This is a genomic window from Acetobacter sp. DsW_54 (assembly GCF_002153575.1).
GTDB classification, from domain to species: domain Bacteria; phylum Pseudomonadota; class Alphaproteobacteria; order Acetobacterales; family Acetobacteraceae; genus Acetobacter; species Acetobacter fabarum.
The window spans coordinates 42913-64358 of the sequence record NZ_JOPD01000024.1 but is presented as its reverse complement, the minus strand read 5'-3'; the positions used below and the strand labels follow the sequence as shown (position 1 = coordinate 64358).

The following is a 21446-nucleotide window of genomic DNA, read 5'->3' as shown; positions in this document are numbered from 1 at the left end:
TACATCACTTGTGTCTGTAAATGGTCAATCATGTCCGCAAGCGCAATGGTCAGAATGGCCGGTCAGGGCATTTTGCATGGCGGCTCCCTCTGGTGTGTTTCATGGATTGCATAGGGACGGATTAAAGCGCCATAATAGAGGACAAAACAGGAACGACGGTAAAGAGCTCTTCATGACAAAATCAGGTCTTCGAGGTCAGCACAGCATTCGGGTGCGTGGGGCGCGTGTCCATAACCTGAAGAATGTTGATATTGATATCCCCCGTGACCGGCTGACCGTCGTGACCGGGCTTTCGGGGTCGGGCAAATCTTCTTTGGCGTTCGATACCATTTACGCGGAGGGCCAGCGCCGGTACGTGGAGAGCCTGTCCGCCTATGCGCGCCAGTTTCTGGAGCTTATGGGCAAACCCGATGTGGACTCCATAGAGGGCCTGTCCCCCGCGATTTCCATCGAGCAGAAAACAACATCCAAAAATCCGCGCTCTACCGTGGGGACGGTCACGGAAATATATGACTATATGCGTTTGCTCTGGGCGCGGGCAGGTGTGCCGTATTCCCCTGTTACCGGCCTGCCTATTGAGGCACAGACCGTAACCCAGATGGTGGACCGTATTCTGGCCATGCCTGAGGGCACGCGGCTTATGCTGCTGTCCCCCGTTATTCGGGACCGCAAGGGCGAATACCGTAAGGAACTGGCTGAACTCCAGCGCAAGGGTTTTACCCGTGTGCGGGTGGATGGCACGCTGTACGAAATTGCAGAAGCCCCGAGCATGAACCGCAAACTCCGCCACACGGTGGAAGTGGTTGTGGACCGCGTGGTGGTAAAACCCGGCGTGCAAACCCGTCTGGCGGATAGTCTGGAAACCGCGCTGACCCTGAGTGATGGCATTGTCTATGCCGAGGAAGTGCTCAAGGATGAAGAGCGCGAACCGGAAAAACTGGTTTTTTCATCGCATTTTTCCTGCCCTATTAGCGGGTTTACTCTGGAAGAGATAGAACCGCGCCTGTTCTCCTTCAATGCGCCGCAGGGTGCCTGCCCGGCCTGTGATGGTCTGGGGGTGGAAACATACTTCAACCCGGTTCTGGTTGTGCCCGATATTGCACTCTCCCTTAAAAAAGGTGCTATTGCACCGTGGAAAGATGCAAAATCTCCTCTTCTGGAGCAGACGCTGCAAAGTCTGGCACAGTATTTTGGCGTCAGCATGGATACCCCATGGCGCGACCTGCCCGAGCAGGCCCAGAACGGTATTCTGTACGGTGTGGAAGACGATATAAGCTTTACCTATCAGGATGGAAAAAAAAGCTATGTTGTCGAACGGCCGTTTGAAGGGGTTCTGACAAGCCTGCAAAAAAGACTGGCCAATACGGAGAGTGCGTGGGTCAAGGAAGAACTTTCCCGTTATCAGTCAGAAAAAGCCTGCCATGTCTGCCATGGTGCACGCCTGCGGCCGGAGGCCCTGTCTGTTCGCGTGGCGGACAAAACCATTGCGCAGGCCTGCGACCTTTCCATTGGGCATGCGCTGGGCTGGTTTGACACTGTTTTGCCAACCCTTACCCCTCAGCGGGCAGAAATTGCCCGGCGTATCCTGCGTGAGATTCTGGAACGTCTGAAATTCCTTGATGATGTGGGGCTGGATTACCTGACCCTCTCACGCGGGTCAGCCACCCTTTCTGGGGGGGAGAGCCAGCGTATCCGTCTGGCAAGCCAGATTGGGTCGGGGCTTACGGGGGTGCTTTATGTGCTGGATGAGCCGTCCATCGGGCTGCATCAGCGCGATAACGCACGCCTGCTGGGTACTCTCGACCGGTTAAAAAACCTTGGGAATACACTTATTGTTGTCGAACATGATGAGGACGCCATAAGAAGTGCTGACTGGCTGGTAGATATGGGGCCCGCAGCCGGGGTTAATGGCGGTCAGGTTGTTGCGCAAGGTACGCCGGAGCAGGTTGCCAAAAATCCCGATAGCCTGACAGGCGCTTACCTGTCTGGTCGCAAAAGAATTGAGGTGCCACAACAGCGCAGGCCTGTGAACAAAAAACGGATGCTTACGGTGGAAGGGGCAACAGGACATAACCTTAAAGATGTCACCGCGCATTTTCCGCTTGGTACGTTTACATGTGTAACCGGTGTTTCGGGGAGCGGTAAATCAACCCTGGTGATTGATACGCTTTACAAGGCGCTTTCACGCCAGCTTATGGGGGCTGCCACCTTGCCCGAGCCGTATAAAAAAATCAAGGGCATGGAACTGCTGGACAAAATTATTGATATTGACCAGTCCCCCATTGGCCGCACTCCCCGCTCCAACCCCGCAACCTATACCGACCTGTTCACCCCTATTCGGGACTGGTTTGCCGAACTGCCAGAAAGCAAGGCCCGAGGGTACAAGGCGGGGCGTTTTTCCTTTAATGTCAAAGGAGGACGGTGCGAGGCCTGCCAGGGTGATGGCGTGCTTAAAATAGAAATGCACTTCCTCCCCGACGTGTTTGTTACCTGCGATGCCTGTAAAGGTGCGCGCTATAACCGCGAAACACTGGATATCCGTTTCAGGGGTAAAACCATAGCGGATGTGCTGGCCATGAGTGTGGATGAAGCCTACCCGCTCTTTTCTGCCCAGAACCGGATCCGCGACCGACTGGCCATTTTGCAAAAGGTTGGTCTGGGCTACGTGGCACTTGGCCAGCAGGCAACGACCCTATCGGGGGGGGAAGCACAGCGCATCAAACTTTCCAAGGAACTGGCGCGCAGGGCTACGGGTAGAACCGTCTATATTCTGGATGAACCCACAACCGGGTTACATACAGAAGACGTTAGAAAACTTCTGGAAGTTTTGCATGCACTGGTCGATCAGGGGAACACGGTTATTGTGATCGAGCATAATCTGGAAGTTATCAAGACAGCAGACTGGCTTATAGATGTAGGGCCGGAAGGGGGCGATGGTGGTGGCACTATTGTTGCCGAAGGCACGCCCGAAACCATTGCTGCATGCAAAAAAAGCTACACGGGTCAGTTTCTTGCTCCTCTTCTGGTGCAATCATAATGAAAAAATCATGGTTATGCGGTCTGTTTTTAGGGGCGATGGCTGTATCACCCTTGCCAGCACAAGCCCAGTGCCTGAACCTTGCCAGAAGTGTTCTGTTTGAAAAACTGACATGGACCGAAATTGCACAGGATATATCCTGTGGTTTTACAACTATTATTGTGCCTGTGGGGGGTACGGAGCAGAGTGGACCGTACATAGCCGTTGGCAAACATAACAGCCGTGTGCAGTTTCAGGCTGAAAAAATAGCCCGCCAGTCGGGCAGAACACTGGTGGCTCCTGTGGTGGCTTATGTGCCAGAAGGGGGTACGGCTCCGCGTACATCGCATATGCGCTTCCCCGGTACCATTACATTACCACCCGATGTGTTTGACAGAATGCTGGCTTCCATTGCCGAAAGTTTTCGGGTGCAGGGGTTTAAGCTGGTTGTTCTGATCGGTGATCACGGTGGCTACCAGAAAAATATGGAAAAACTGGCCGCACAGCTGAATGTGCGGTGGCAGGCCACGGGTGCGCGGGTGCTGTATGTGCGGGATTATTACAATGTGATCCCCCACCAGTATAGCGAATGGCTCCGGCAGAATGGCTACAGGCTGGATGTGGGCCAGCATGCGGATATAAGCGATACATCGCTCATGCTCGCGGTTGATCCATCCATGGTCCGGGAGGAGGCCTTGCGGCACGCACCCAACCCGTCTGCGGCGCAGGGGATTTATGGTGGAGACCCACGGCGGGCCACGTCCACACTGGGGCAGCCCGGCTTGTCCATGCAGGTGGACGCGGCCGTTAAAGCCATTGATGATGCGCGCAGCAAATAAATATATAAAATAATTTTTCTATAATAATAAATGAAAGATTTTAACCACCCCCGAATAGACGTTATTTACGCCGCATGATAAATGCGGAGCCGTATCAGGAGTTAAAGTGATAACAGGCACAGAAGGGTCTGGGTTATGGGTTTTAAACAGTATCTGGTTGCGGCGGTTGCCATTGTTGGCATAAATGCTGGCAGTGCGCCCGGTTGGGCGCAGGATGTTGGCACTCCGTCCGAGAGCGGGAGCAGCACGGCGGCTCCTCTGGTGCAGACCATTCCTGGCATGCCCCCAGTCCCCAACCCTGCCAACCTGTATAGCGAGACCGGGGTAGGCCACATTGCGCCGGAAGTGGCGCAGGACCCCGAGCGGGTTTACGTGCCCAACCTGCGCTCGAATGATGTGTCTGTCATCGACCCGACCACCAACAAGGTGGTGGACCATTTTCCTGTGGGTAAAAGCCCCCAGCATGTTGTGCCGTCATGGGACCTGCGCACCCTGTGGGTGACCAATAATGCGGAAGGCACCGTGCATGGTAGCCTGACCCCCATTGACCCGCGCACGGCCCGCCCCGGCCCGTCCATTGCGGTGGATGACCCCTACAACATGTATTTCACGCCCGATGGCAAATCCGCCATTGTGGTGGCCGAAGCCCGCAAACGTCTGGACTTCCGCGACCCGCATAGCATGCAGTTGCAGCAGTCCATTGATGTGCCCGAGTGCAAGGGCGTCAACCACGCTGATTTTTCCATAGATGGGCGCTACGCCATTTTCACCTGCGAATTTGGTGGCCATCTGGTCAAGGTGGATATGGTTGAGAAAAAGGTTCTGGGTTACCTCAAGCTGTCCAGTGGTGGCATGCCGCAGGATGTTCTGGTCTCCCCCGATGGCAAAACCTTTTATGTTGCCGACATGATGGCCGATGGCGTGTTTCTGGTGGATGGGGATACATTCCGCGAGACAGGCTTTATCCGCACGGGGCTGGGTGCGCATGGGTTGTACCCCAGCCGTGATGGCACAAAAATGTATGTTGCCAATCGTGGTTCCCACCTGATTCATGGCCACCCCCACAGCAAGGGGGGCGGGGTTTCGGTTATTGATTTTGCTACAAACAAGGTTGTGGCAACATGGCTTATTCCCGGTGGTGGTAGCCCGGATATGGGCAATGTCAGCGCGGATGGTAAAGCCCTGTGGCTGTCCGGCCGCTTTGATGATGTCGTTTACCGGATTAACACCGATGATGGTACCATGATCAGTATTCCGGTTGGGCAGGAGCCGCATGGCCTTACCGTATGGCCGCAGCCGGGCCGCTACTCCATTGGTCACACGGGTATCCTGCGCTAAAAACCACCGGGTTTTCTGGACGGATCAAAAGCCTTTCCTCATAATGGAGGAAAGGCTTTTTTGTTTTATGGGGGTAAACGTGGTGGATAGGCAGAACAATCAGGCTTTGCAAAAACTCTCACCCGATCGTTCTCTTTCCGTAGAGCAGGAGCAGCTGTGCCAGCAGGTTGTCAGGTTCTGTCAGGACCACGTTGGGCAGGGGAATGCTGTTTTTGTTATTGAAGGCGATGCAGGGACAGGAAAAAGTATTGTTATCAATAAAATTTTTAACGAAATACAAAAACTGTCCCGACAAAAATCAGCTGCAAACCCGTTAACGGGGACAAAAAATTATCTTTTGGTCAATCATCCAGAGATGATGAAACTTTACAGGAATATATCGGAACATTCGCTTTATGTGAAAAAGAAAGACTATGAGCGCCCGACAACTTTCATCAACACCATGCACAAAACCGGGCAGATGGCGGATGTGGTTCTGGTGGACGAGGCGCACCTTCTTTTAACAAAATCCGATAAATACAACAGGTTTACACAGGACAATCATCTTGAAGAGATTCTGAAATGTGCAAGGGTTGTTGTGCTGGTTTTTGATGAAAAGCAGGTTCTCAAGTTCAAAAGCCATTGGACAAGGAGTATGCTGGAAACAGTTCTGGCCCAAAAGCAGGTGCAGACCTGTCGGCTTAAAAACCAGTTCCGTATGCACGCTGGTGCACAGACATGCGCATGGATAGACGCATTTTGCAAAAAGACGATTCTGCCGGTTCCCCATGATCCGTCTTTTGACCTCAGGGTTTTTGAGGATGCGCAGGATATGTACGATCTGGTGCGCCAGAAAAACACCGAGTTCGGCCTCTCCCGCATGGTGGCAACGTATGACTACCCCTACCGGCTGGATGGTCAGGAGCATTTTGTAACCGAAGGGCGTTTTCGCCTTAAATGGGATATTGCCAAACCCGAAGCCCGCCTGCCATGGGCCGAACGTGTTGATACAATAGATGAGGTCGGCTCCGTTTACACCGTTCAGGGGTTTGACCTGAATTACGTTGGTCTGCTGCTTGGCCCATCCGTAAGGTACGATAGCGCGGCTGATACCCTGATACTTGACCCGACCCGGTATGAGGATGGCGCAGCGTTTGCCGGGCGCAATGGTATTGCCCAGCCCGGGCAGACCATGGAGCGGATCATGCTCAATGCGATCAATGTGTTGATGACGCGCGCGGTCAGGGGGCTTTATATTTATGCGCACGACCCCGCGTTAAGGGCGCGCCTTGTTCAGCTCCGGGCCGGGTAAGGGGGCAAAGGGCCAGGGCTGAATGTCGTGCACGGCATGGCTGCCTTGTGCGGATGTCGGGCGGAAACGGCCCAAAACAGCCCTTTCTGGCCCTGTTCCGGGGACTGGTGGCACTAAAATTTTCATACAGAACTTGTTCTGTCCTCATTCTGGTGCCAACTGAAAGGTAATCATACAGGTTTACCCTACAGATCGGACATTTCCGCCATGTTTATCGAAACCGAAGGCACCCCCAACCCCGCAACGCTCAAGTTCCTGCCCGGTCAGGCCGTGGTAGGGGATGCGGGCACCATAGACTTTATTGATGCCGACGCCGTGGTTGGCCGTTCGGTTCTGGCCGATGCGCTGTTTGCCCTGCCCGGTGTTGCCCGCGTGTTTTTGGGGAATGACTTTGTCTCCGTCACCAAGTCCGATAGCGCGGACTGGGAGGAACTGCGCCCACTGGTGCTGTCCACCCTGATGGATCATTTTGTGGCGGGCCTGCCGGTTGTTGCCGAAGGCGTTGCTGTTCTTGAAGACGACATTGCCCCAGAAGATGCGGAGATTGTTGTCCAGATCAAGGAACTGCTGGATACGCGCGTACGCCCTGCCGTTGCGGGCGATGGCGGGGATATTGTTTTTCGTGGGTATCGCAACGGGGTTGTGCGCCTGACCATGCAGGGTGCGTGCTCCGGCTGCCCCTCCTCCCGCGCAACGCTCAAGCATGGGGTGGAAAACATGCTCAAGCATTACGTGCCAGAGGTTGTCTCGGTCGAACAGGTAGACTGAGCAGCCCCTGCAATGGTGGCTCTTTTCGGCGCGGGATGCTTGCCTTAAAAGAGGGAAGTCACGCGCCGGAGCAAGCTGGCGCAGCAGGAGGCAGGACAGAACATGTTGGACGCAAGTGGGTTAGAACTGCTGTTTACAAAGGCGCGAACCCCCCTGCGCTGGACGACCCGCCCTGTGGAGGAGGCTTTGTTGCGCCAGATATATGATCTGGTGCGCATGGGGCCGACCTCGGGCAATTGCTGCCCTGCCCGCATTGTTTTTATTACAGGCTCCAATGGGCGCGAAAAACTGCGCCCTGCCCTGTCCGCAGGGAACGTCAACCGCGTTATGGGGGCACCGGTTATTGCTGTGCTTGCCCATGACCCGCTGTTTTTTGAACAGCTCCCCAAGCTGAGCCCGGGGGAAGAACTCCGCTCCTGGTTTGCCGCCGATGTCGGCCTGTCTGAGGAAACTGCTTTTCGTAATGGCACCTTGCAGGGCGGGTATATGATCATGGCAGCCCGCGCCCTTGGGCTGGATGTTCTGCCCGTTTCAGGGTTTGACCAGTCCGTGGTGGAAGACGCTTTTCTGGCCGAATGGGGCTGGCGCGCCAACTTCCTGCTCTGTCTGGGGTATGGGGACTTCGCCGGCCAGCCCGAGCGGGCTCCCCGGCTTGAGTTCGATCAGGCCTGCCGGATTGTAGAGTAGTGGTGCAGCGTATTCTGGTGCTCGACGGGAGCCCCGCAGGCGACCATGCCTGTGGCACGGCGGCCTGCGTTACCAATACAGATGGCGTGTTGCAGGTGCTTGCCTTCAGGCAGGAGGCTGGCAAGCAGGCGGCGGAAGGGCTTAGCCTGCTGGCAGCACAGGTTTTGCAGCAGGCTGGTTGGTCACGCGCACAGGGGAGTGCGCCGGATCTGGTCGCGGTTGTGGTGGGGCCGGGGTCTTTTACCGGCCTGCGGGCGTCCTGTGCGGCGGCGGCAGGGTATGCCGTAGGTGTGGGGTGCCCGGTTGTGGGGGTTACGCGGGCAGAGGCTCTGGCCCCGGAACTGGATGCCGCCCTTGCCGCTCAGCCAGACCCCATGGCTGGCTGGCTGGTGGTGACCGCCGCCCGGCGTGGCCGCGTTTTTGTGGAAGACAGGCAGGGGGCGCGGGCCGTAACCATAGCAGACTGGTCCGCCCCGCAAGGGCGGTGGCTGGTTGCGGGGGAATCCCGGGCTGATCTGGCTTTTCCCTCCGCGATCCTATGCCCGATTACCCACCCTGATGTAGAGCAGGTTGCGGCTACGGCCCTGCGCCGGATGCGTGGGGACTTGCTACCGCGTGGCGCACTCCCCGTTTACGTGGACCCGCCGGAGGCCAAACTGCCAGCCAATGGGTTGCGGGCTGCTCCGGTCTAATGGGTCTGCCGCAAATGCAGTCTGTGGGGGTGGGGCACGCGGCTGTGCTGGCCTGCCTGCATACGCAGTGTTTTACCCCGCAGGAGCAGTGGGACACAGCCGCCATGCTCAGCCTGCTCGGCTCAGCCGGTGTTTGCGCCGGGTTGGTGCTGGTGGGGGAGCAGCCCGCAGGGTTTGTCATGCTGCGTTGCGTGGCGGGGGAGGCAGAAATTCTGACCCTGTGCGTGCTGCCTGCATACAGACGGCAGGGGCTGGCCGCGCAGTTGGTGGCATGGAGCCTTGCCCACGGCAGAGCGCAAAAGGCCGAAATGGTTTTTCTGGAAGTCTCGGTCGGGAACCCTGCGGCACAAAAGCTGTATGCACAGGCAGGGTTTGAACAAAAAGGCCTGCGCCGGGCCTATTACCCCGATGGGTCCGATGCCCTTGTGCTTGGGCATGTTCTGGAGTGTGGTGGGTAAGGCCTATGCCGCTGGGGGTGCCCTGCGGCATGGGGCATGCTGGTTTACGGGGCCAGATTGACCCCGTTTTTACCCGGTTGCTTACAGGGCGCGGTTGCCAATATCCGTCCGCCATACCGCACCATCCCACGTAATGGCCTTAACACCGGCATAAGCGCGCTTCTGGGCTTCTTGCACCGTGTCTGCCAGAGCGCAGACAGCCAGCACACGCCCGCCTGAAACCACCAGTTCTCCGGCCATGTTCTGTGTGGTGCCTGCCTGAAAAACCCGCACCCCTTCCAGAGCATTGGCTGTGTCCACCCCATGGATCACGGCCCCTTTTTCCGGGCTGCCGGGGTAACCCCGTGCCGCCATGATCACGCAGACCGATGCCTGGTTGGAAAATGTAATGGGGGCCACGTCCAGCCGGTCCTCGGCCAGTGCCTGCAAGGCAGGCAGCAGGTCCGATGTCAGGCGTGGGAGCAGGGCTTCGGCCTCGGGGTCGCCAAAGCGCACATTGTATTCAATCAGCGATGGCCCGTTTTCGGTCAGCATCAGCCCGGCAAAAATGACGCCCCGGAATGGCGTGCCCCGGCGTACCATTTCGCGCAGCATGGGGCGCACCAGCAGGTCCAGCGCGGCTTCCTGCTCTGCCCGGCCAAAGCCTTTTGGGGGGGATACGGCACCCATGCCCCCGGTATTGGGGCCTGTATCCCCATCTCCAATGCGTTTGTGGTCCTGTGCCGCACCAATCAGGCAGGCGGTTTCCCCCGCACAGAAGGCAAAGAGAGAGACCTCCTCCCCTACAAGGCAATCTTCGATCACCACGCTGCGCCCGGCATCGCCCAGTGCGCCACCTGTCATCATGTCCGTAATGGCGGCTTCGGCTTCGGCTACGGTTGTGGCAACAACAACGCCCTTGCCCGCGGCCAGCCCGTCGGCCTTGACCACGATGGGCGCTCCTTTGCGGCGCACATAGGCAATGGCGGAGGGCGCATCCGTAAAGCGTTCCCATGCCGCGGTGGGAATACCCGCCGCATCGCAGACTTCCTTGGTAAAGCTCTTGCTGCCTTCAAGCTGGGCGGCGGCCTGCGTGGGGCCGGCACAGGGCAGGCCCGCCAGTGCGCAGGCATCGGCCAGCCCTGCGACCAGTGGCGCTTCGGGGCCGGGCACCACCAGATCAATCTTCTGCTCGCGGGCAAAGGTTACAAGGGCTGCCACATCATGCGCGCCAATGGGCACGTTGGTTCCGCAACGGGCCGTGCCGGGGTTGCCGGGGGCAATGAACAGCGCGGAAAGTGCTGGGGATTTGGCCAGTGTTTCGGCCATGGCATGTTCGCGGCCGCCTGAGCCTACCAGAAGTACGCGCAATTCTTTTCTCCTGCTGTTCATGTCTGCTCTTTCAGGGCGAGCGTCTGTAGCATAGGTTGTGCGGATGCACGAAGAGTTTGGAGCCGCCTCCCCATCTGGCGGCAATGTCCCTGAATATACGGTTTCGGAAATTTCCGGCGCAATCCGGCGTACGCTGGAGGGGTCGTTCAGCCGCGTGCGCGTGCGCGGCGAAATTACGGAATTCAAACGCTACCCCTCCGGGCACATCTATTTTTCGCTCAAGGATGAGCAGGGCAAGATTTCCGGCGTGGTCTGGCGTGGCAGTGTCAGCCGCCTTGGGTTGGTGCCTGAAAACGGGCTGGAAATTATTGCAACTGGCAAGGTCTCCGCCTACGGCGAGCGCTCAAGCTACCAGCTTATTGTGGAACGCATGGAATATGCGGGCGAGGGCGCATTGCTCGCCCGTATTGAGCGCCTGCGGATAAGGCTGGGGGAAGAGGGGCTGTTTGACCCCGCCCGCAAACGGCCCATTCCCCTTCTGCCGCGTGTGATCGGGCTTGTTACATCCCCGCAGGGGGCTGTGTTGCATGACATCTGCACAACGCTCCGGCGGCGCTTCCCCCGGCCTGTGGTGGTGTGGCCCGTGCCCGTGCAGGGTGAGGGTGCTGCCGCCCAGATTGTGGCTGCCATTAACGGTTTTTCCGCGCTGGATGGCACAGGGGCCGTGCCTCGGCCCGATGTGCTGATAGTCGCACGCGGTGGCGGCTCGCTTGAAGACCTGATGGCCTTTAACGATGAAGGCGTGGTGAGAGCTGCTGCCGCCTGTTCCATCCCCCTGATCTCGGCCGTAGGGCATGAGACCGATACAACCCTGATCGACTTTGCATCCGACCGCAGAGCGCCCACCCCCACAGCAGCGGCAGAAATGGCCGTGCCTGTGCGGAGCGAACTGCTGGCCGAAATTGAACACCGCGCCGCCCGTGCCACAGGCGCACTGGCCCGGCAGATGCAAACCGCCCGCCTGCGGCTGGACAGGGCAGCCGCCGCGCTACCGGACCTGCCCGGCTTGGTACAGACCGCGCGCATGCAGCTGGATGACCGCGCCCGCAGGCTGGACGTGGCCCTGCCCGCCCTTGTCCGCCGCCGTAAGGCGGACCTTGTGGCGGTGGAGCGGCATATGCCTGCGGTGGAAACACTTCTGTCCGGCCGCAGAACACGGCTTGCCGTACTGGGTGGCGCGTTTGTGGGGGGCATGCAGCACACCCTGCAACGGCAGGAAGTGCGGCTGGGCCGCTGCCGCGTGTCCCCCGCCCCCCTGATGGCGCTTTTGCGTGAGCGGCGGATTGCGCTGGCAGGGGCCGCCGGGCAACTGGAGGCAGTATCTCCCCAGGCCGTGCTGGCACGCGGTTATGCGCTGGTCACAGCAGATGGCCACCCCGTGACAAAAGCCGCAGGGCTAAGGAGCGGGCAGCAGGTTGACCTGACTTTTGGCGATGGCTCCTGCCGTGCCATTATTGGTGGCCAACCCGCGCAGGGCCTGCTGGACCTGTAAGCCTGATGTTGGGTTCAGGCGGGTAACCGGGTTATGCTGGCCTCCCTGCAACTGTGTGGGCAACAAGCCACCGCGTGCTGAAAGACTGAAGAGCGCATGTTCATTCCTGTTCGTATTCCGGCTTTGGGGTCTGTCCTTGTGCTTGGGCTGCTGGCCGGGTGCGCCAGCCAGCCCACCCGTATTCCCCCGCAGAGCTTTGCACCGGGGCTGAGCGCGCCAACACCGCCCCCCGCAAATGAAAGCCAGTTGGTGAATGACCCCTCCGCCCCCACCAATACGCCGCTGTGCGGGGCCGCCGCGCGGGAGGCCATAGCCATGGCGGTGCAAAACTATCCTCAGCCACTGGCTGTAGGGGGCAGTTGCGTGCGCAATGCGTGCTACAATACACAGACCGGCACCTACATTGCTGCAGACGGCACCCAGCGGGTCTGCCGTTAGGCTGGGGTGAAGCGCTTTGTGCGACAAATGCCGCCAACAAACCCTTTTCCGGGCGGCAATTTGCTGGTAGGGGAAAAAGCAGTTCGCGAGAGTGACGGAACTGGTAGACGTAGTCGACTCAAAATCGACCGCCCTTACGGGCTTAGGGGTTCGAGTCCCCTCTCTCGCACCAGACTTGTCCCTCCCTCTTCTCGGCCAAGGTTATGAACGCCCTTTCCCCTTCCGCTTCGTCCCGTCCGGCCATTCGCCCGCTCAATCCCTGTTTTTCATCCGGACCGTGCGCCAAGCGCCCGGGGTGGAGCCTTGCCGCGCTGGATAAGGCGCTGGTTGGCCGCTCCCACCGTTCGCCAGAAGGGCGTGCGCGGCTGAACGAGGTTATTGTACGTTCCCGCAAAATTCTGGGTGTGCCCGAAGGCTGGCGGGTGGGCATTGTGCCTGCGTCCGACACGGGTGCGGTGGAAATGGCCCTGTGGTCCCTGCTGGGTGAACGCCCGGTGGACGTGCTGGCGTTTGAGAGTTTTTCCGCCCTGTGGGCGCAGGATATTGTAACCCAGCTCAAGCTGGACAATACCCGCGTGCTCAAGGCCGATTACGGCCAGTTGCCAGACCTGAACGAAGTTAACTGGGCGCATGACGTGGTGCTGGCATGGAATGGCACCACCTCGGGCGTGCGCCTGCCATCGGCTAATGCCATTCCCGCCGAGCATGAAGGGCTGGTGATCTGCGATGCAACTTCCGCCGCCTTTGCCATGGACCTGCCATGGGACCGGCTGGATGTGGTAACATGGTCTTGGCAGAAAGCTCTTGGGGGCGAGGCCGCACATGGCATGATCGCGCTTTCGCCGCGTGCTGTGGAACGGCTGCAAACCTTTAAGGCACCCCGCCCGCTCCCCAAGATTTTCCGCATGACCGCCAAGGATGCGCTGATCGAAGGTATTTTTAAGGGCGATACCATCAACACCCCTTCCATGCTGTGTGTGGAAGATGCGCTGGACAGCCTGCAATGGGCAGAATCAGTCGGAGGGCTGGAAGGGCTCAAGGCCCGGTCTCAGGCCAATCTGGCGGCGGTTGCTGCGTGGGTTAAAACCACGGATTGGGTCTCCTTTCTGGCAGAAAAGGAGGAGGAGCGTTCCTCTACCGCCATTTGCCTGCGGATTGTCGCACCATGGTTTCTGGCTCTGGAGCGGGACCGGCAGATGGCAACAGTCAAAACAATGCTGGCTGTGCTGGATAAGGAAGGCATTGGCTTTGACCTTGCCAGCTACCGTGACGCGCCCGTGGGCCTGCGCATATGGGGCGGTGCTACGGTGGAAACAGCCGATATTGCGGCCTTGCTGCCCTGGCTGGACTGGGCGTTTGCACTGGTTGTGCCTGCATAATTCTGCCTGGAGAGGGGCAACCCTGACCAGTATTGTGAAAAGACCGTGTGCCTAGCACACGGTCTTTTTTTATGCGGGATTTGTGCGGAAAATATAGGCCACACGAAAAAAGCATGATCTGTGCGGGATATTTCAAAACCTTTAGTCTGACATCCGGATAAAAAAAGGGCGGAAGGAGTGATCCTTCCGCCCTTTCTGGTTAACGCTGTTCAGAAAGCATCAGAACGGTGCGTCAATGTCCACAATATCAATCAGCTTGGCATTGACGAACTCTTTCAGGCCCAGACCCAGAAGTTCGCGGCCAAAGCCCGAGCGCTTGACGCCACCAAACGGCAGATCGGCCTTAACCATGGTCGGGTGGTTGATGTAGACCATGCCGGTATCAATCCGGCGGGCCAGTTCTGCACCACGCTCTTCGTTTTTGGTAAAGATGGAACCACCAAGCCCGTAGGGGGAGTCATTGGCAATTTCAATGGCGTGGTCAGCATCTTTCGCACGGAACAGCATGGTCACCGGGCCAAAGAATTCCGTGTGGCGGGCCGGGTTGCCTTCTTCCAGATGGCTCAGGATAACCGGGCGGAAGAAGCAGCCTTTGTTGGGCATTTCCAGCGGGATTTCTTCCGCTTTGGCACCCTGTGCCACGGCATCGGCAACCTGCTGCTTCAGCCCATCTACCGCCCCGCGAGAGGACAGGGGCGGCAGCGTGGTGGCGGGGTCCATCGGGTCGCCCATACGCAGTTCGGAAATACCTTTGCGGTACAGCTCAACAAATTTGTCGTAAACGCCGTCTTCCACAATCATGCGCTTGGCGTTAACGCAAACCTGCCCACCGTTCCAGTGGCGGCCATAAACGGCCCACTTGGCGGCTTTTTCAATATCAGCATCGTTCAGCACGATCAGGGCATCGGATCCGCCGAGTTCCATGGTGCATTTTTTAAGTGCAAGCCCCGCTTCGGAAGCAACCTTGGCGCCAGCACCTTCGGAGCCGGTCAGGGCCACACCACGCACGCGGATATCGGCAATAATCTTGGCAAGCTGGTCACGCGTTGGGTAGAGGTTCTGGAACCCACCTTCAAGCAGACCGGCATCATGCATCAGTTTTTCCATGGCGGCGGCACACTGCGGCACGTTGGATGCGTGCTTGAGAATAACCACGTTACCAGCAGAAAGCTGCGGCGCAATAATGCGGGCGACCTGATAGTAGGGGAAGTTCCAAGGTTCGATAGCCAGCAGAATGCCCTGCGCTTCGAACACGATCTTGGCGCGACCTTCCTTGACGGAGGCAAGGGGAAGCACTTCGGGTGCCAGAAGGCGCTCGGCATTGACGGCATAATATTCAAAAATTGCAGCGGAAAGCTCGGTTTCTGCCTTTGCTTCGGCGTAGAGCTTGCCCATTTCCAGCGTCAGCAGCTTGGAGTATTCGTCCACATTGGCGCGCAGCAGATCAGCCGCTTTTTGCAAAACGCGTGCACGTTCAGCAAAAGTTGTGTTTTTCCATTTTTTGAAGGCCGCATGGCCCTTGTCCAGTGCGGCATCGACCTGAGCATCGGTCGGGCTGGGAAAAACCTTGACCTGTTCTTCGGTAAAAGGGTTTGTCGTTGCGTAAGCCATGGAAAAAATCCTTCTGGTTCGTCAATATTGAAGGGGGTTAGTTTCTGAAATCCAGAACAACACGCCCTTCAACACGACCATGCTCGAGATCATCAAATATCTGATTGATGTTTTCAAGCCGATCAGTCTTGGTAACCGAGGTCACTTTTCCTTCAGCAAAGAAGGAGAGAGCTTCGATCATGTCCAGCCGGGTACCCACAATGGAACCGCGGACGGTAATGGCGTTCATGACCATATCAAAAATGGAAATGGGGAAGTCCCCCGGCGGCAGCCCGTTCAGGACCAGTGTGCCACCAGCGCGCACATACCCCATGGCCTGAGAGAACGCCTTGGTGGAAACAGCCGTGATCAACCCCCCATGAGCGCCCCCGACTTCCTTCTGGATAAAGGCTGCCGGGTCGGTTGTCTTGGCGTTAACGGTGTGTGCGGCGCCAAGTTTCCGTGCGGTTTCAAGTTTGGCGTCGTCAATATCAACCGCGATCATGTTCAGGCCCATGGCCACACCGTACTGGATGGCCATTTGCCCCAGCCCGCCGGCACCGGACACCGCAACCCAGTCACCTGCGCGCGTGTCGGTCATTTTCAGACCCTTGTAAACGGTCAGCCCTGCGCACAGGACCGGCGCAATTTTAATGGGGTCCACGCCGGGGGGAATATGAGCCACATAGCCCGGGTCCGCCACAACGTATTCCGCAAAGCAGCCATTAACGGAGTAGCCGGTTTCTTCCTGTTTCTGGCAAAGGGTTTCCCAGCCTGCATAACAGTGCTCACAATGACCACAGGCGGAATACAGGAAGGGCACACCAACGATGTCCCCCTTTTTAATCCAGTCAACATTGCTGCCAACTTCCACAACCGTGCCCACGCCCTCATGCCCGGGAATAAAGGGCAGGGTCGGCTTTTTGGGCCAGTCCCCGCTGGCTGCGTGCAGGTCCGTATGGCAGACGCCGCAGGCGATCATCTTGACCAGGATCTGGTTGGAGTTGATGGAGGGAATGTCCAGTTCCTCAAGCGTGAGCGGCTTGCCAAATTCATGGACAACAGCGGCTTTCATCTTGCCTGACATAATCTACGCCTTTTGTTGCAAACAAAAAAAACGGGAGGGACCGTCTGGTTCCCTCCCGTTTGCCGTTAGGCGGTGCCGAGCGCCTTGACGGCTTCGACCATTTTGGAGAGCACGGCCTGTGCATCCCCAAAGACCATGGTGCAGTTCTTCTGGAAGAAGAGCGGGTTCTGCACCCCGGAATACCCCGTGCCGGACCCACGTTTGATGACAAAGACCTGACGCGATTTGTAAGCGTTCAGGATAGGCATGCCATAAATGGGGGAGGATTTGTCGGTCAGGGCTTCGGGGTTGACCACGTCGTTCGCACCAATAATCAGGGCAACGTCGGTGGTGGCAAAGCTGTCGTTAATATCGTCCATATCGTAAATCATGTCGTATGGAACGCCAGCTTCGGCCAGCAGCACGTTCATGTGCCCCGGCATGCGGCCTGCCACGGGGTGAATGGCAAATTTGACATCCACACCATCAGCCACAAGCATTTTAACAAACTCGTACAGCTTCTGCTGTGCCTGTGCCACGGCCAGACCATAGCCGGGCACAATAATCACGCTGGATGCGTAGCGCATGGAGGTGGCTGCATCCGACGGGTCGGCGGACTTCATTTCCCCTTCGGGGCCTTTGGCGGAGCTTGCCGTATCCCCAAAGTTGCTGAACAGCACGTTGGTGAGCGAGCGGTTCATGGCTTTTGCCATCAGGGCGGTCAGCAGCGTGCCAGCCGAGCCAACAACCATGCCGGCAATCATCAGGGCGGGGTTGCCCATCACGTAGCCTTCAAGGCCCACGGCCAGACCGGTAAAGGCGTTGTAGAGCGAGATCACAACCGGCATGTCTGCCCCACCAATGGGCAGGGTCATGCAGACACCAAACAGCAGGGCCGCACCAAAGAACAGAATACCGGGTAGCACACCTTCGGGCGTGCCATACTGCATGACTGTCAGCGCACCGAGGACGAGCGAGATCAGGAACAGGGCGGCGTTGAAAATCCGCTGTCCGCCAAAGCGCACGGGTTTCCTCATACGCCCGTCAAGCTTGGCCCATGCAATGATCGAACCGGTAAAGGAGATACAGCCAATAAGCGCACCCACGATGGTAACGCTCAGGTGCAGGCCGGACGTGGCATGGTCGGACAGAAGGCTGACCGCAGCAAGGGATGCCGCGGAGCCACCCCCCATGCCGTTAAAGATGGCGACCATCTGCGGCATGGCGGTCATCTGCACCGTGCGGCCACGCCAGCCGGTCCACAGGCAGCCCAGCAGCAGGGCCACAACAGCCAGCGCAACATTGACCAGAAGGTGCGGGCGCGCATCGGGGCTGACATTGAACAGGTTGAGGAATGTGGCCCCAACCACAAACACCATACCGTAGCCTGCGGTTACAATGCCCGATACGGCGGTTACGGGGGAGGACATGGCCTTCAGCCCGTAAATGAACAGGCCTGCGGCAATCAGTCCGCTCAGGCCAACAATGTATTCGATAAACATGTTACTGCTGGCCTTTTTTCTCTGTTGTCTGCTTCTGGCTCGGGCGGAACATGGCCAGCATGCGGTCGGTCACGACGTAGCCGCCCATAACGTTCCCTGCGCCCAGAAAAACGCCAACAAACCCGATGATCTGCCCGGTGAGCGTGGTGGCATTGAACAGCGCATCAAGCGCACCAACCACCACAATACCGTGAATGAAGTTGGAGCCGGACATAAGGGGCGTATGCAGGATGGAGGGCACCCGGCTAATCACCACGTAGCCGGTAAACGCGGCCAGCATGAAGATGTAGAGGGCGATAATGAAGGTCATGGATGTTACGGAATCCATCATGCTTTCTCCGCTGGTGTGCCTTCGATGACCTTCTGGATGGCGGCATTGGTAATCTTGCCATCATGGGTCAGGGTGGTGCCGGTTATGACTTCGTCTGTAAAATCGGGCTTGAGCACACCATCATGCAGAACCTGCTCGAGCAGGTTGTAAATGTTCTTGGCGTAGAGCTCGCTCGCCTGTGCTGCCAGGCTGGAGGGCAGGTTGGTTGGCCCAACCATGACCACGGGACCAACCTTAATGGTTTCGCCCGCTTTGGTGCCTTCACAGTTCCCACCGTTGGGGGCGCCCATGTCCACCACAACGGAGCCTTCCTTCATGCCGGCAAGCTGTTCGGCGTCAATCAGGCGGGGGGCCTTGCGGCCGGGGACGGCTGCTGTGGTAATGATCAGGTCGGCCTGTGCAATATGCTGCGAAAGGGTCGCCCGGACCTTGGCTTTTTCATCTGCTGTCAGCTCACGGGCGTAACCGCCTGCGCCGCGTGCATCAATGCCCGTATCCACGAACTTGGCGCCAACGGATTCCGCTTCTTCCTTGGTTTCGGGGCGTACGTCGTAGCCTTCGCACACAGCGCCAAGGCGGTGTGCGGTGGCCAGTGCCTGCAGGCCCGCAACCCCCAGCCCCATGACCAGCACGCGGGCCGCACGTAGCGAGCCAACGGCGGTGGTCATCATGGGCAGGATTTTCTGCATATGCACGCTGCCCAGCAGGGGCGCATAGTACCCTGCAAGAGCTGCCTGGCTGGACAGCGCATCCATGGCCTGCGCACGGCTGATGCGCGGAATAAGCTCCATGGCAAACGTGGTGATCTTGCCATCGCGCAGCGCCTTGACCAGATCAGGCTGTGTCTGGGCGTAAATGAAGGAAACCAGCAGGGCGCCGGGCTTCATCTGTTTGACGGTCTCGACCGATGGGGGCTGGACGGAGAGCACAATATCCGCATCGGCAACCAGTTTCCCGGTATCGGGCTCCTGCGTTACTTCTGCCTTTGTATAGGCATCGTCCGTGTAGGTTGCAGCACTGCCCGCTCCCTGCTCCAGAACAAGATTTGCCCCAAGCTTGGCTATGCGCTGTGCTACCGCGGGAATCATGGCAACCCGGCGTTCGTCGGGCTGCGTTTCCTTCAGGATGGCAATTTTAACGGTCACGTTCTTTTCCCAATGCATTCTGTATGGGGTGAGGAGGGACCGGGATGGCAGGGTAGAAAAACGGTCGTCCTCCACAACTTCTTCTGTTTGATATGACAACCATATCTGAAAAAGGTTGCATTGATATGCGTCAAAGAAACCTTTCCCGCAGGATATAAAAATATTTTTTTCATTATTGCACTTTATAAATAAGTCTCAGGTGTCATTTCTCGTAATGTCCTGAGCGGCTTGTCGTCCGCGCGGGCCGTATTCCGCCCTGCCCGCCATTTGCCGGAGTGGTGGGTGGGAAAGCTTTGGGGCGAGCAATTCCATTTGCTGCCGGAATGGTCTAGGGTTCGCGCGATTGAACGGCCCCCGTGTGGGGGTGCGTTTTTCTGGTTTCTAACGTGCTCTGAATCAAAGGTGGATTATGGGTTATCGGGTTGCTGTTGTAGGCGCGACAGGTGCGGTGGGGCGGGAAATCCTCAAGACACTGGCCGAACGGGAATTCCCGGTGGATGAGATTGTCGCACTGGCCTCCCCGCGTTCTGCTGGGCGTGAAGTCTCGTTCGGGGATCGCGTTCTGAAAGTCCAGAACCTTGAAACCTTTGATTTCAAGGGCTGGGATGTCGGGCTGTTCTCCCCCGGTGGGTCTGTGTCCGCCAAATATGCGCCCATTGCCGCCAAGGCTGGCTGCGTTGTGATTGACAACACATCCCACTTCCGCATGGAGCCGGATGTGCCGCTGGTGGTGCCCGAGGTTAACCCGCTGGCGCTCAAGGACATGAAGCGCAACATTATTGCCAACCCCAACTGCTCGACCATTCAGATGGTGGTGGCTCTCAAGCCCCTGCATGACCTGTTTACCCTCAAGCGGGTGGTGGTCTCCACGTATCAGGCCGTATCCGGCGCGGGGAAGGATGGCATGGACGAGCTGTTCTCCCAGACCCGTGGCAGCTTTGTGAACGACCCGCCCAAGATCGAGCAGTTCCAGAAGCAGATCGCGTTCAACTGCATTCCCCAGATCGACCGTTTTATGGATGACGGTGCGACCAAGGAAGAATGGAAGATGCGAGTCGAGACCAAAAAAATTCTCGATCCGGACGTGGAAGTGCTGGCAACCTGCGTGCGTGTTCCGGTGTTTGTCGGTCATTCCGAAGCCGTTATTGCCGAGTTTGCCGAGCCTGTGGACCTTGAGCGCGCCCGTGCGGCCCTGCGGGAGTCCGAAGGGGTTGTCCTGCTCGACCAGCGCGAAGATGGCGGGTACGTGACCCCGCTCGAGTGCGTAGGGGAAGATGCAACCTATGTGTCACGCCTTCGTGTCGACCCGACCGTGCCGCATGGTCTGGCGTTCTGGTGCGTGTCCGATAATCTGCGGAAAGGTGCGGCTTTGAACGCGGTTCAGATCGCGGAAACCATGATCGCACTTGATCTGCTGCCCAGACACGCCTGAGTGAGAATCCTGCCCCTCTCGGTCTCGTGTTGATCCGTTGAATTGACCGGGCCGAGGCACGGGGCGTAGGACAAAAACGATGCAAAACGCTGGATGCAACCAGCGCTCAGGGATAGACACGGGGTACGAGGCTGACAATGCAGGATATCCGTAAGGCCCTCTATGTAGGGAGCCGAAGTGACGGCACACTGATCCAGCGGCCCATGTCGCCGCACTTGCAGGTGTACCGTTACCGGCTTTCCATGGTTCTTTCCATTTCAAATCGAATCACGGGAGTGGTCGCCACGGCCGGTGCCGCGCTTGGCGTTTTTTGGCTTGGCGCTGCGGCCAAGGGGCCAAAAGCCTATGCTACGGCGCGTAAGGTAACGGGCAACCCGCTAGGCCAGCTTGTGCTGGTAGGGTGGCTGGCTTCGGTCGTTTACCACACGGTCGGTGGCATCCGGCATCTCATCTGGGATGCAGGATACCGCTACGACAAGGAAGAGCTGAACAAGGATGGCCCAGTGGCGGTGGGTGTTACAGCCGGTGTAAGCACCGTGCTGGCCGTCGCCCTGCTTGCTGTGGCGGGTTGCCGCAGAAGCAAACGCGCCAAAGCCGGGAAGGTATCCTGA

Annotated in this window: 19 protein-coding genes and 1 tRNA gene; 14 read left to right on the top strand and 6 right to left on the bottom strand. The window is 58.1% G+C overall.

The features are described 5' to 3' along the window. Positions 1-172: 172 nt before the first annotated feature. From uvrA to HK20_RS10005, 8 genes are all read left to right on the top strand, one after another. The gene (gene uvrA / locus HK20_RS10040; protein WP_086646926.1) at positions 173-3037 is read left to right on the top strand and encodes an excinuclease ABC subunit UvrA; all 2865 of its coding nucleotides are present in this window, start codon (positions 173-175) and stop codon (positions 3035-3037) included. Next, positions 3037-3855, top strand: coding sequence for a creatininase family protein (locus HK20_RS10035; protein WP_086646925.1), 819 nt, complete (start codon positions 3037-3039; stop codon positions 3853-3855). Before uvrA ends, HK20_RS10035 begins: the two co-directional genes overlap by 1 nt. Positions 3856-3990: 135 nt before the next feature. Beyond that, the gene (locus HK20_RS10030; RefSeq protein WP_086646924.1) at positions 3991-5193 is read left to right on the top strand and encodes a YncE family protein; all 1203 of its coding nucleotides are present in this window, start codon (positions 3991-3993) and stop codon (positions 5191-5193) included. Positions 5194-5260: 67 nt separating this feature from the next. Then, on the top strand, positions 5261-6484 hold the full coding sequence (locus HK20_RS10025; protein ID WP_086646952.1) for a DUF2075 domain-containing protein: 1224 nt from the start codon (positions 5261-5263) through the stop codon (positions 6482-6484). Between the two features lie 207 nt (positions 6485-6691). Then, positions 6692-7252, top strand: a complete 561-nt coding sequence (locus tag HK20_RS10020; RefSeq protein ID WP_086646923.1) for a NifU family protein — start codon at positions 6692-6694, stop codon at positions 7250-7252. Positions 7253-7354: 102 nt separating this feature from the next. Further along, positions 7355-7939 carry a malonic semialdehyde reductase gene (locus HK20_RS10015; RefSeq protein ID WP_086646922.1) on the top strand — a complete coding sequence of 195 codons (585 nt, stop codon included), beginning with the start codon at positions 7355-7357 and terminating at the stop codon, positions 7937-7939. Continuing rightward, a complete protein-coding gene (gene tsaB / locus HK20_RS10010) occupies positions 7939-8631 on the top strand; it encodes a tRNA (adenosine(37)-N6)-threonylcarbamoyltransferase complex dimerization subunit type 1 TsaB (protein ID WP_086646921.1) in 693 nt (230 codons plus the stop codon). The genes HK20_RS10015 and tsaB overlap by 1 nt, the downstream gene beginning before the upstream one ends. Positions 8632-8645: 14 nt before the next feature. Further along, the gene (locus HK20_RS10005) at positions 8646-9089 is read left to right on the top strand and encodes a GNAT family N-acetyltransferase (protein ID WP_086646951.1); all 444 of its coding nucleotides are present in this window, start codon (positions 8646-8648) and stop codon (positions 9087-9089) included. A gap of 81 nt (positions 9090-9170) precedes the next feature. On the opposite strand, the gene purD is transcribed toward HK20_RS10005, so the two are convergent. After that, positions 9171-10460, bottom strand: coding sequence for a phosphoribosylamine--glycine ligase (gene purD, locus HK20_RS10000; RefSeq protein ID WP_194301340.1), 1290 nt, complete (start codon positions 10458-10460; stop codon positions 9171-9173). 43 nt (positions 10461-10503) lie between these two features. Between purD and xseA the strand changes: the two genes are divergently transcribed. From xseA to HK20_RS09980, 4 genes are all read left to right on the top strand, one after another. Further along, positions 10504-11952: an exodeoxyribonuclease VII large subunit gene (xseA, locus tag HK20_RS09995; protein WP_086646920.1), complete on the top strand. Its 1449-nt coding sequence runs from the start codon at positions 10504-10506 to the stop codon at positions 11950-11952. A gap of 96 nt (positions 11953-12048) precedes the next feature. Further along, positions 12049-12390, top strand: a complete 342-nt coding sequence (locus tag HK20_RS09990) for a hypothetical protein (RefSeq protein ID WP_086646919.1) — start codon at positions 12049-12051, stop codon at positions 12388-12390. 85 nt (positions 12391-12475) lie between these two features. Next, a tRNA-Leu gene (locus HK20_RS09985) sits at positions 12476-12562 on the top strand. A gap of 31 nt (positions 12563-12593) precedes the next feature. After that, a complete protein-coding gene (locus HK20_RS09980; RefSeq protein ID WP_086646918.1) occupies positions 12594-13769 on the top strand; it encodes a phosphoserine transaminase in 1176 nt (391 codons plus the stop codon). Positions 13770-13988: 219 nt separating this feature from the next. Here HK20_RS09980 and HK20_RS09975 read toward each other — a convergent pair whose 3' ends face one another. The 5 genes from HK20_RS09975 to HK20_RS09955 all read right to left on the bottom strand — a co-directional run bounded on the left by HK20_RS09975 (position 13989) and on the right by HK20_RS09955 (position 19403). Next, complete coding sequence (locus HK20_RS09975) at positions 13989-15380, bottom strand: NAD-dependent succinate-semialdehyde dehydrogenase (RefSeq protein WP_086646917.1); 1392 nt, start codon at positions 15378-15380, stop codon at positions 13989-13991. Between the two features lie 37 nt (positions 15381-15417). Then, positions 15418-16446 carry an alcohol dehydrogenase AdhP gene (gene adhP, locus HK20_RS09970; RefSeq protein ID WP_086646916.1) on the bottom strand — a complete coding sequence of 343 codons (1029 nt, stop codon included), beginning with the start codon at positions 16444-16446 and terminating at the stop codon, positions 15418-15420. A gap of 65 nt (positions 16447-16511) precedes the next feature. After that, positions 16512-17927 (bottom strand): NAD(P)(+) transhydrogenase (Re/Si-specific) subunit beta, encoded by a 1416-nt coding sequence (locus tag HK20_RS09965; RefSeq protein ID WP_086646915.1) that lies wholly within the window; start codon positions 17925-17927, stop codon positions 16512-16514. A gap of 1 nt (position 17928) precedes the next feature. Continuing rightward, a complete protein-coding gene (locus HK20_RS09960; RefSeq protein ID WP_086646949.1) occupies positions 17929-18255 on the bottom strand; it encodes an NAD(P) transhydrogenase subunit alpha in 327 nt (108 codons plus the stop codon). Further along, entirely contained in the window at positions 18255-19403 is a 1149-nt protein-coding gene (locus tag HK20_RS09955; protein WP_086646948.1) for an NAD(P) transhydrogenase subunit alpha, read from the bottom strand. The genes HK20_RS09960 and HK20_RS09955 overlap by 1 nt, the downstream gene beginning before the upstream one ends. Positions 19404-19812: 409 nt before the next feature. On the opposite strand from HK20_RS09955, the gene HK20_RS09950 reads away from it, so the two are divergent. Together HK20_RS09950 and sdhC are read left to right on the top strand one after the other, a co-directional pair. Further along, the gene (locus tag HK20_RS09950; RefSeq protein ID WP_086646914.1) at positions 19813-20835 is read left to right on the top strand and encodes an aspartate-semialdehyde dehydrogenase; all 1023 of its coding nucleotides are present in this window, start codon (positions 19813-19815) and stop codon (positions 20833-20835) included. A 137-nt stretch (positions 20836-20972) separates the two neighbouring features. After that, entirely contained in the window at positions 20973-21446 is a 474-nt protein-coding gene (gene sdhC, locus HK20_RS09945) for a succinate dehydrogenase, cytochrome b556 subunit (RefSeq protein WP_086646913.1), read from the top strand.

Bases quoted from the DNA above. Each gene is read 5' to 3' on its own strand.
- uvrA (WP_086646926.1), top strand. From the start codon at position 173: ATGACAAAATCAGGTCTTCGAGGTCAGCACAGCATTCGGGTGCGTGGG.
- HK20_RS10035 (WP_086646925.1), top strand. From the start codon at position 3,037: ATGAAAAAATCATGGTTATGCGGTCTGTTTTTAGGGGCGATGGCTGTA.
- HK20_RS10030 (WP_086646924.1), top strand. From the start codon at position 3,991: ATGGGTTTTAAACAGTATCTGGTTGCGGCGGTTGCCATTGTTGGCATA.
- HK20_RS10025 (WP_086646952.1), top strand. From the start codon at position 5,261: ATGGGGGTAAACGTGGTGGATAGGCAGAACAATCAGGCTTTGCAAAAA.
- HK20_RS10020 (WP_086646923.1), top strand. From the start codon at position 6,692: ATGTTTATCGAAACCGAAGGCACCCCCAACCCCGCAACGCTCAAGTTC.
- HK20_RS10015 (WP_086646922.1), top strand. From the start codon at position 7,355: ATGTTGGACGCAAGTGGGTTAGAACTGCTGTTTACAAAGGCGCGAACC.
- HK20_RS10005 (WP_086646951.1), top strand. From the start codon at position 8,646: ATGCAGTCTGTGGGGGTGGGGCACGCGGCTGTGCTGGCCTGCCTGCAT.
- purD (WP_194301340.1), bottom strand. From the start codon at position 10,460: ATGAACAGCAGGAGAAAAGAATTGCGCGTACTTCTGGTAGGCTCAGGC.
- xseA (WP_086646920.1), top strand. From the start codon at position 10,504: ATGCACGAAGAGTTTGGAGCCGCCTCCCCATCTGGCGGCAATGTCCCT.
- HK20_RS09990 (WP_086646919.1), top strand. From the start codon at position 12,049: ATGTTCATTCCTGTTCGTATTCCGGCTTTGGGGTCTGTCCTTGTGCTT.
- HK20_RS09980 (WP_086646918.1), top strand. From the start codon at position 12,594: ATGAACGCCCTTTCCCCTTCCGCTTCGTCCCGTCCGGCCATTCGCCCG.
- HK20_RS09975 (WP_086646917.1), bottom strand. From the start codon at position 15,380: ATGGCTTACGCAACGACAAACCCTTTTACCGAAGAACAGGTCAAGGTT.
- adhP (WP_086646916.1), bottom strand. From the start codon at position 16,446: ATGTCAGGCAAGATGAAAGCCGCTGTTGTCCATGAATTTGGCAAGCCG.
- HK20_RS09965 (WP_086646915.1), bottom strand. From the start codon at position 17,927: ATGTTTATCGAATACATTGTTGGCCTGAGCGGACTGATTGCCGCAGGC.
- HK20_RS09960 (WP_086646949.1), bottom strand. From the start codon at position 18,255: ATGGATTCCGTAACATCCATGACCTTCATTATCGCCCTCTACATCTTC.
- HK20_RS09950 (WP_086646914.1), top strand. From the start codon at position 19,813: ATGGGTTATCGGGTTGCTGTTGTAGGCGCGACAGGTGCGGTGGGGCGG.
- sdhC (WP_086646913.1), top strand. From the start codon at position 20,973: ATGCAGGATATCCGTAAGGCCCTCTATGTAGGGAGCCGAAGTGACGGC.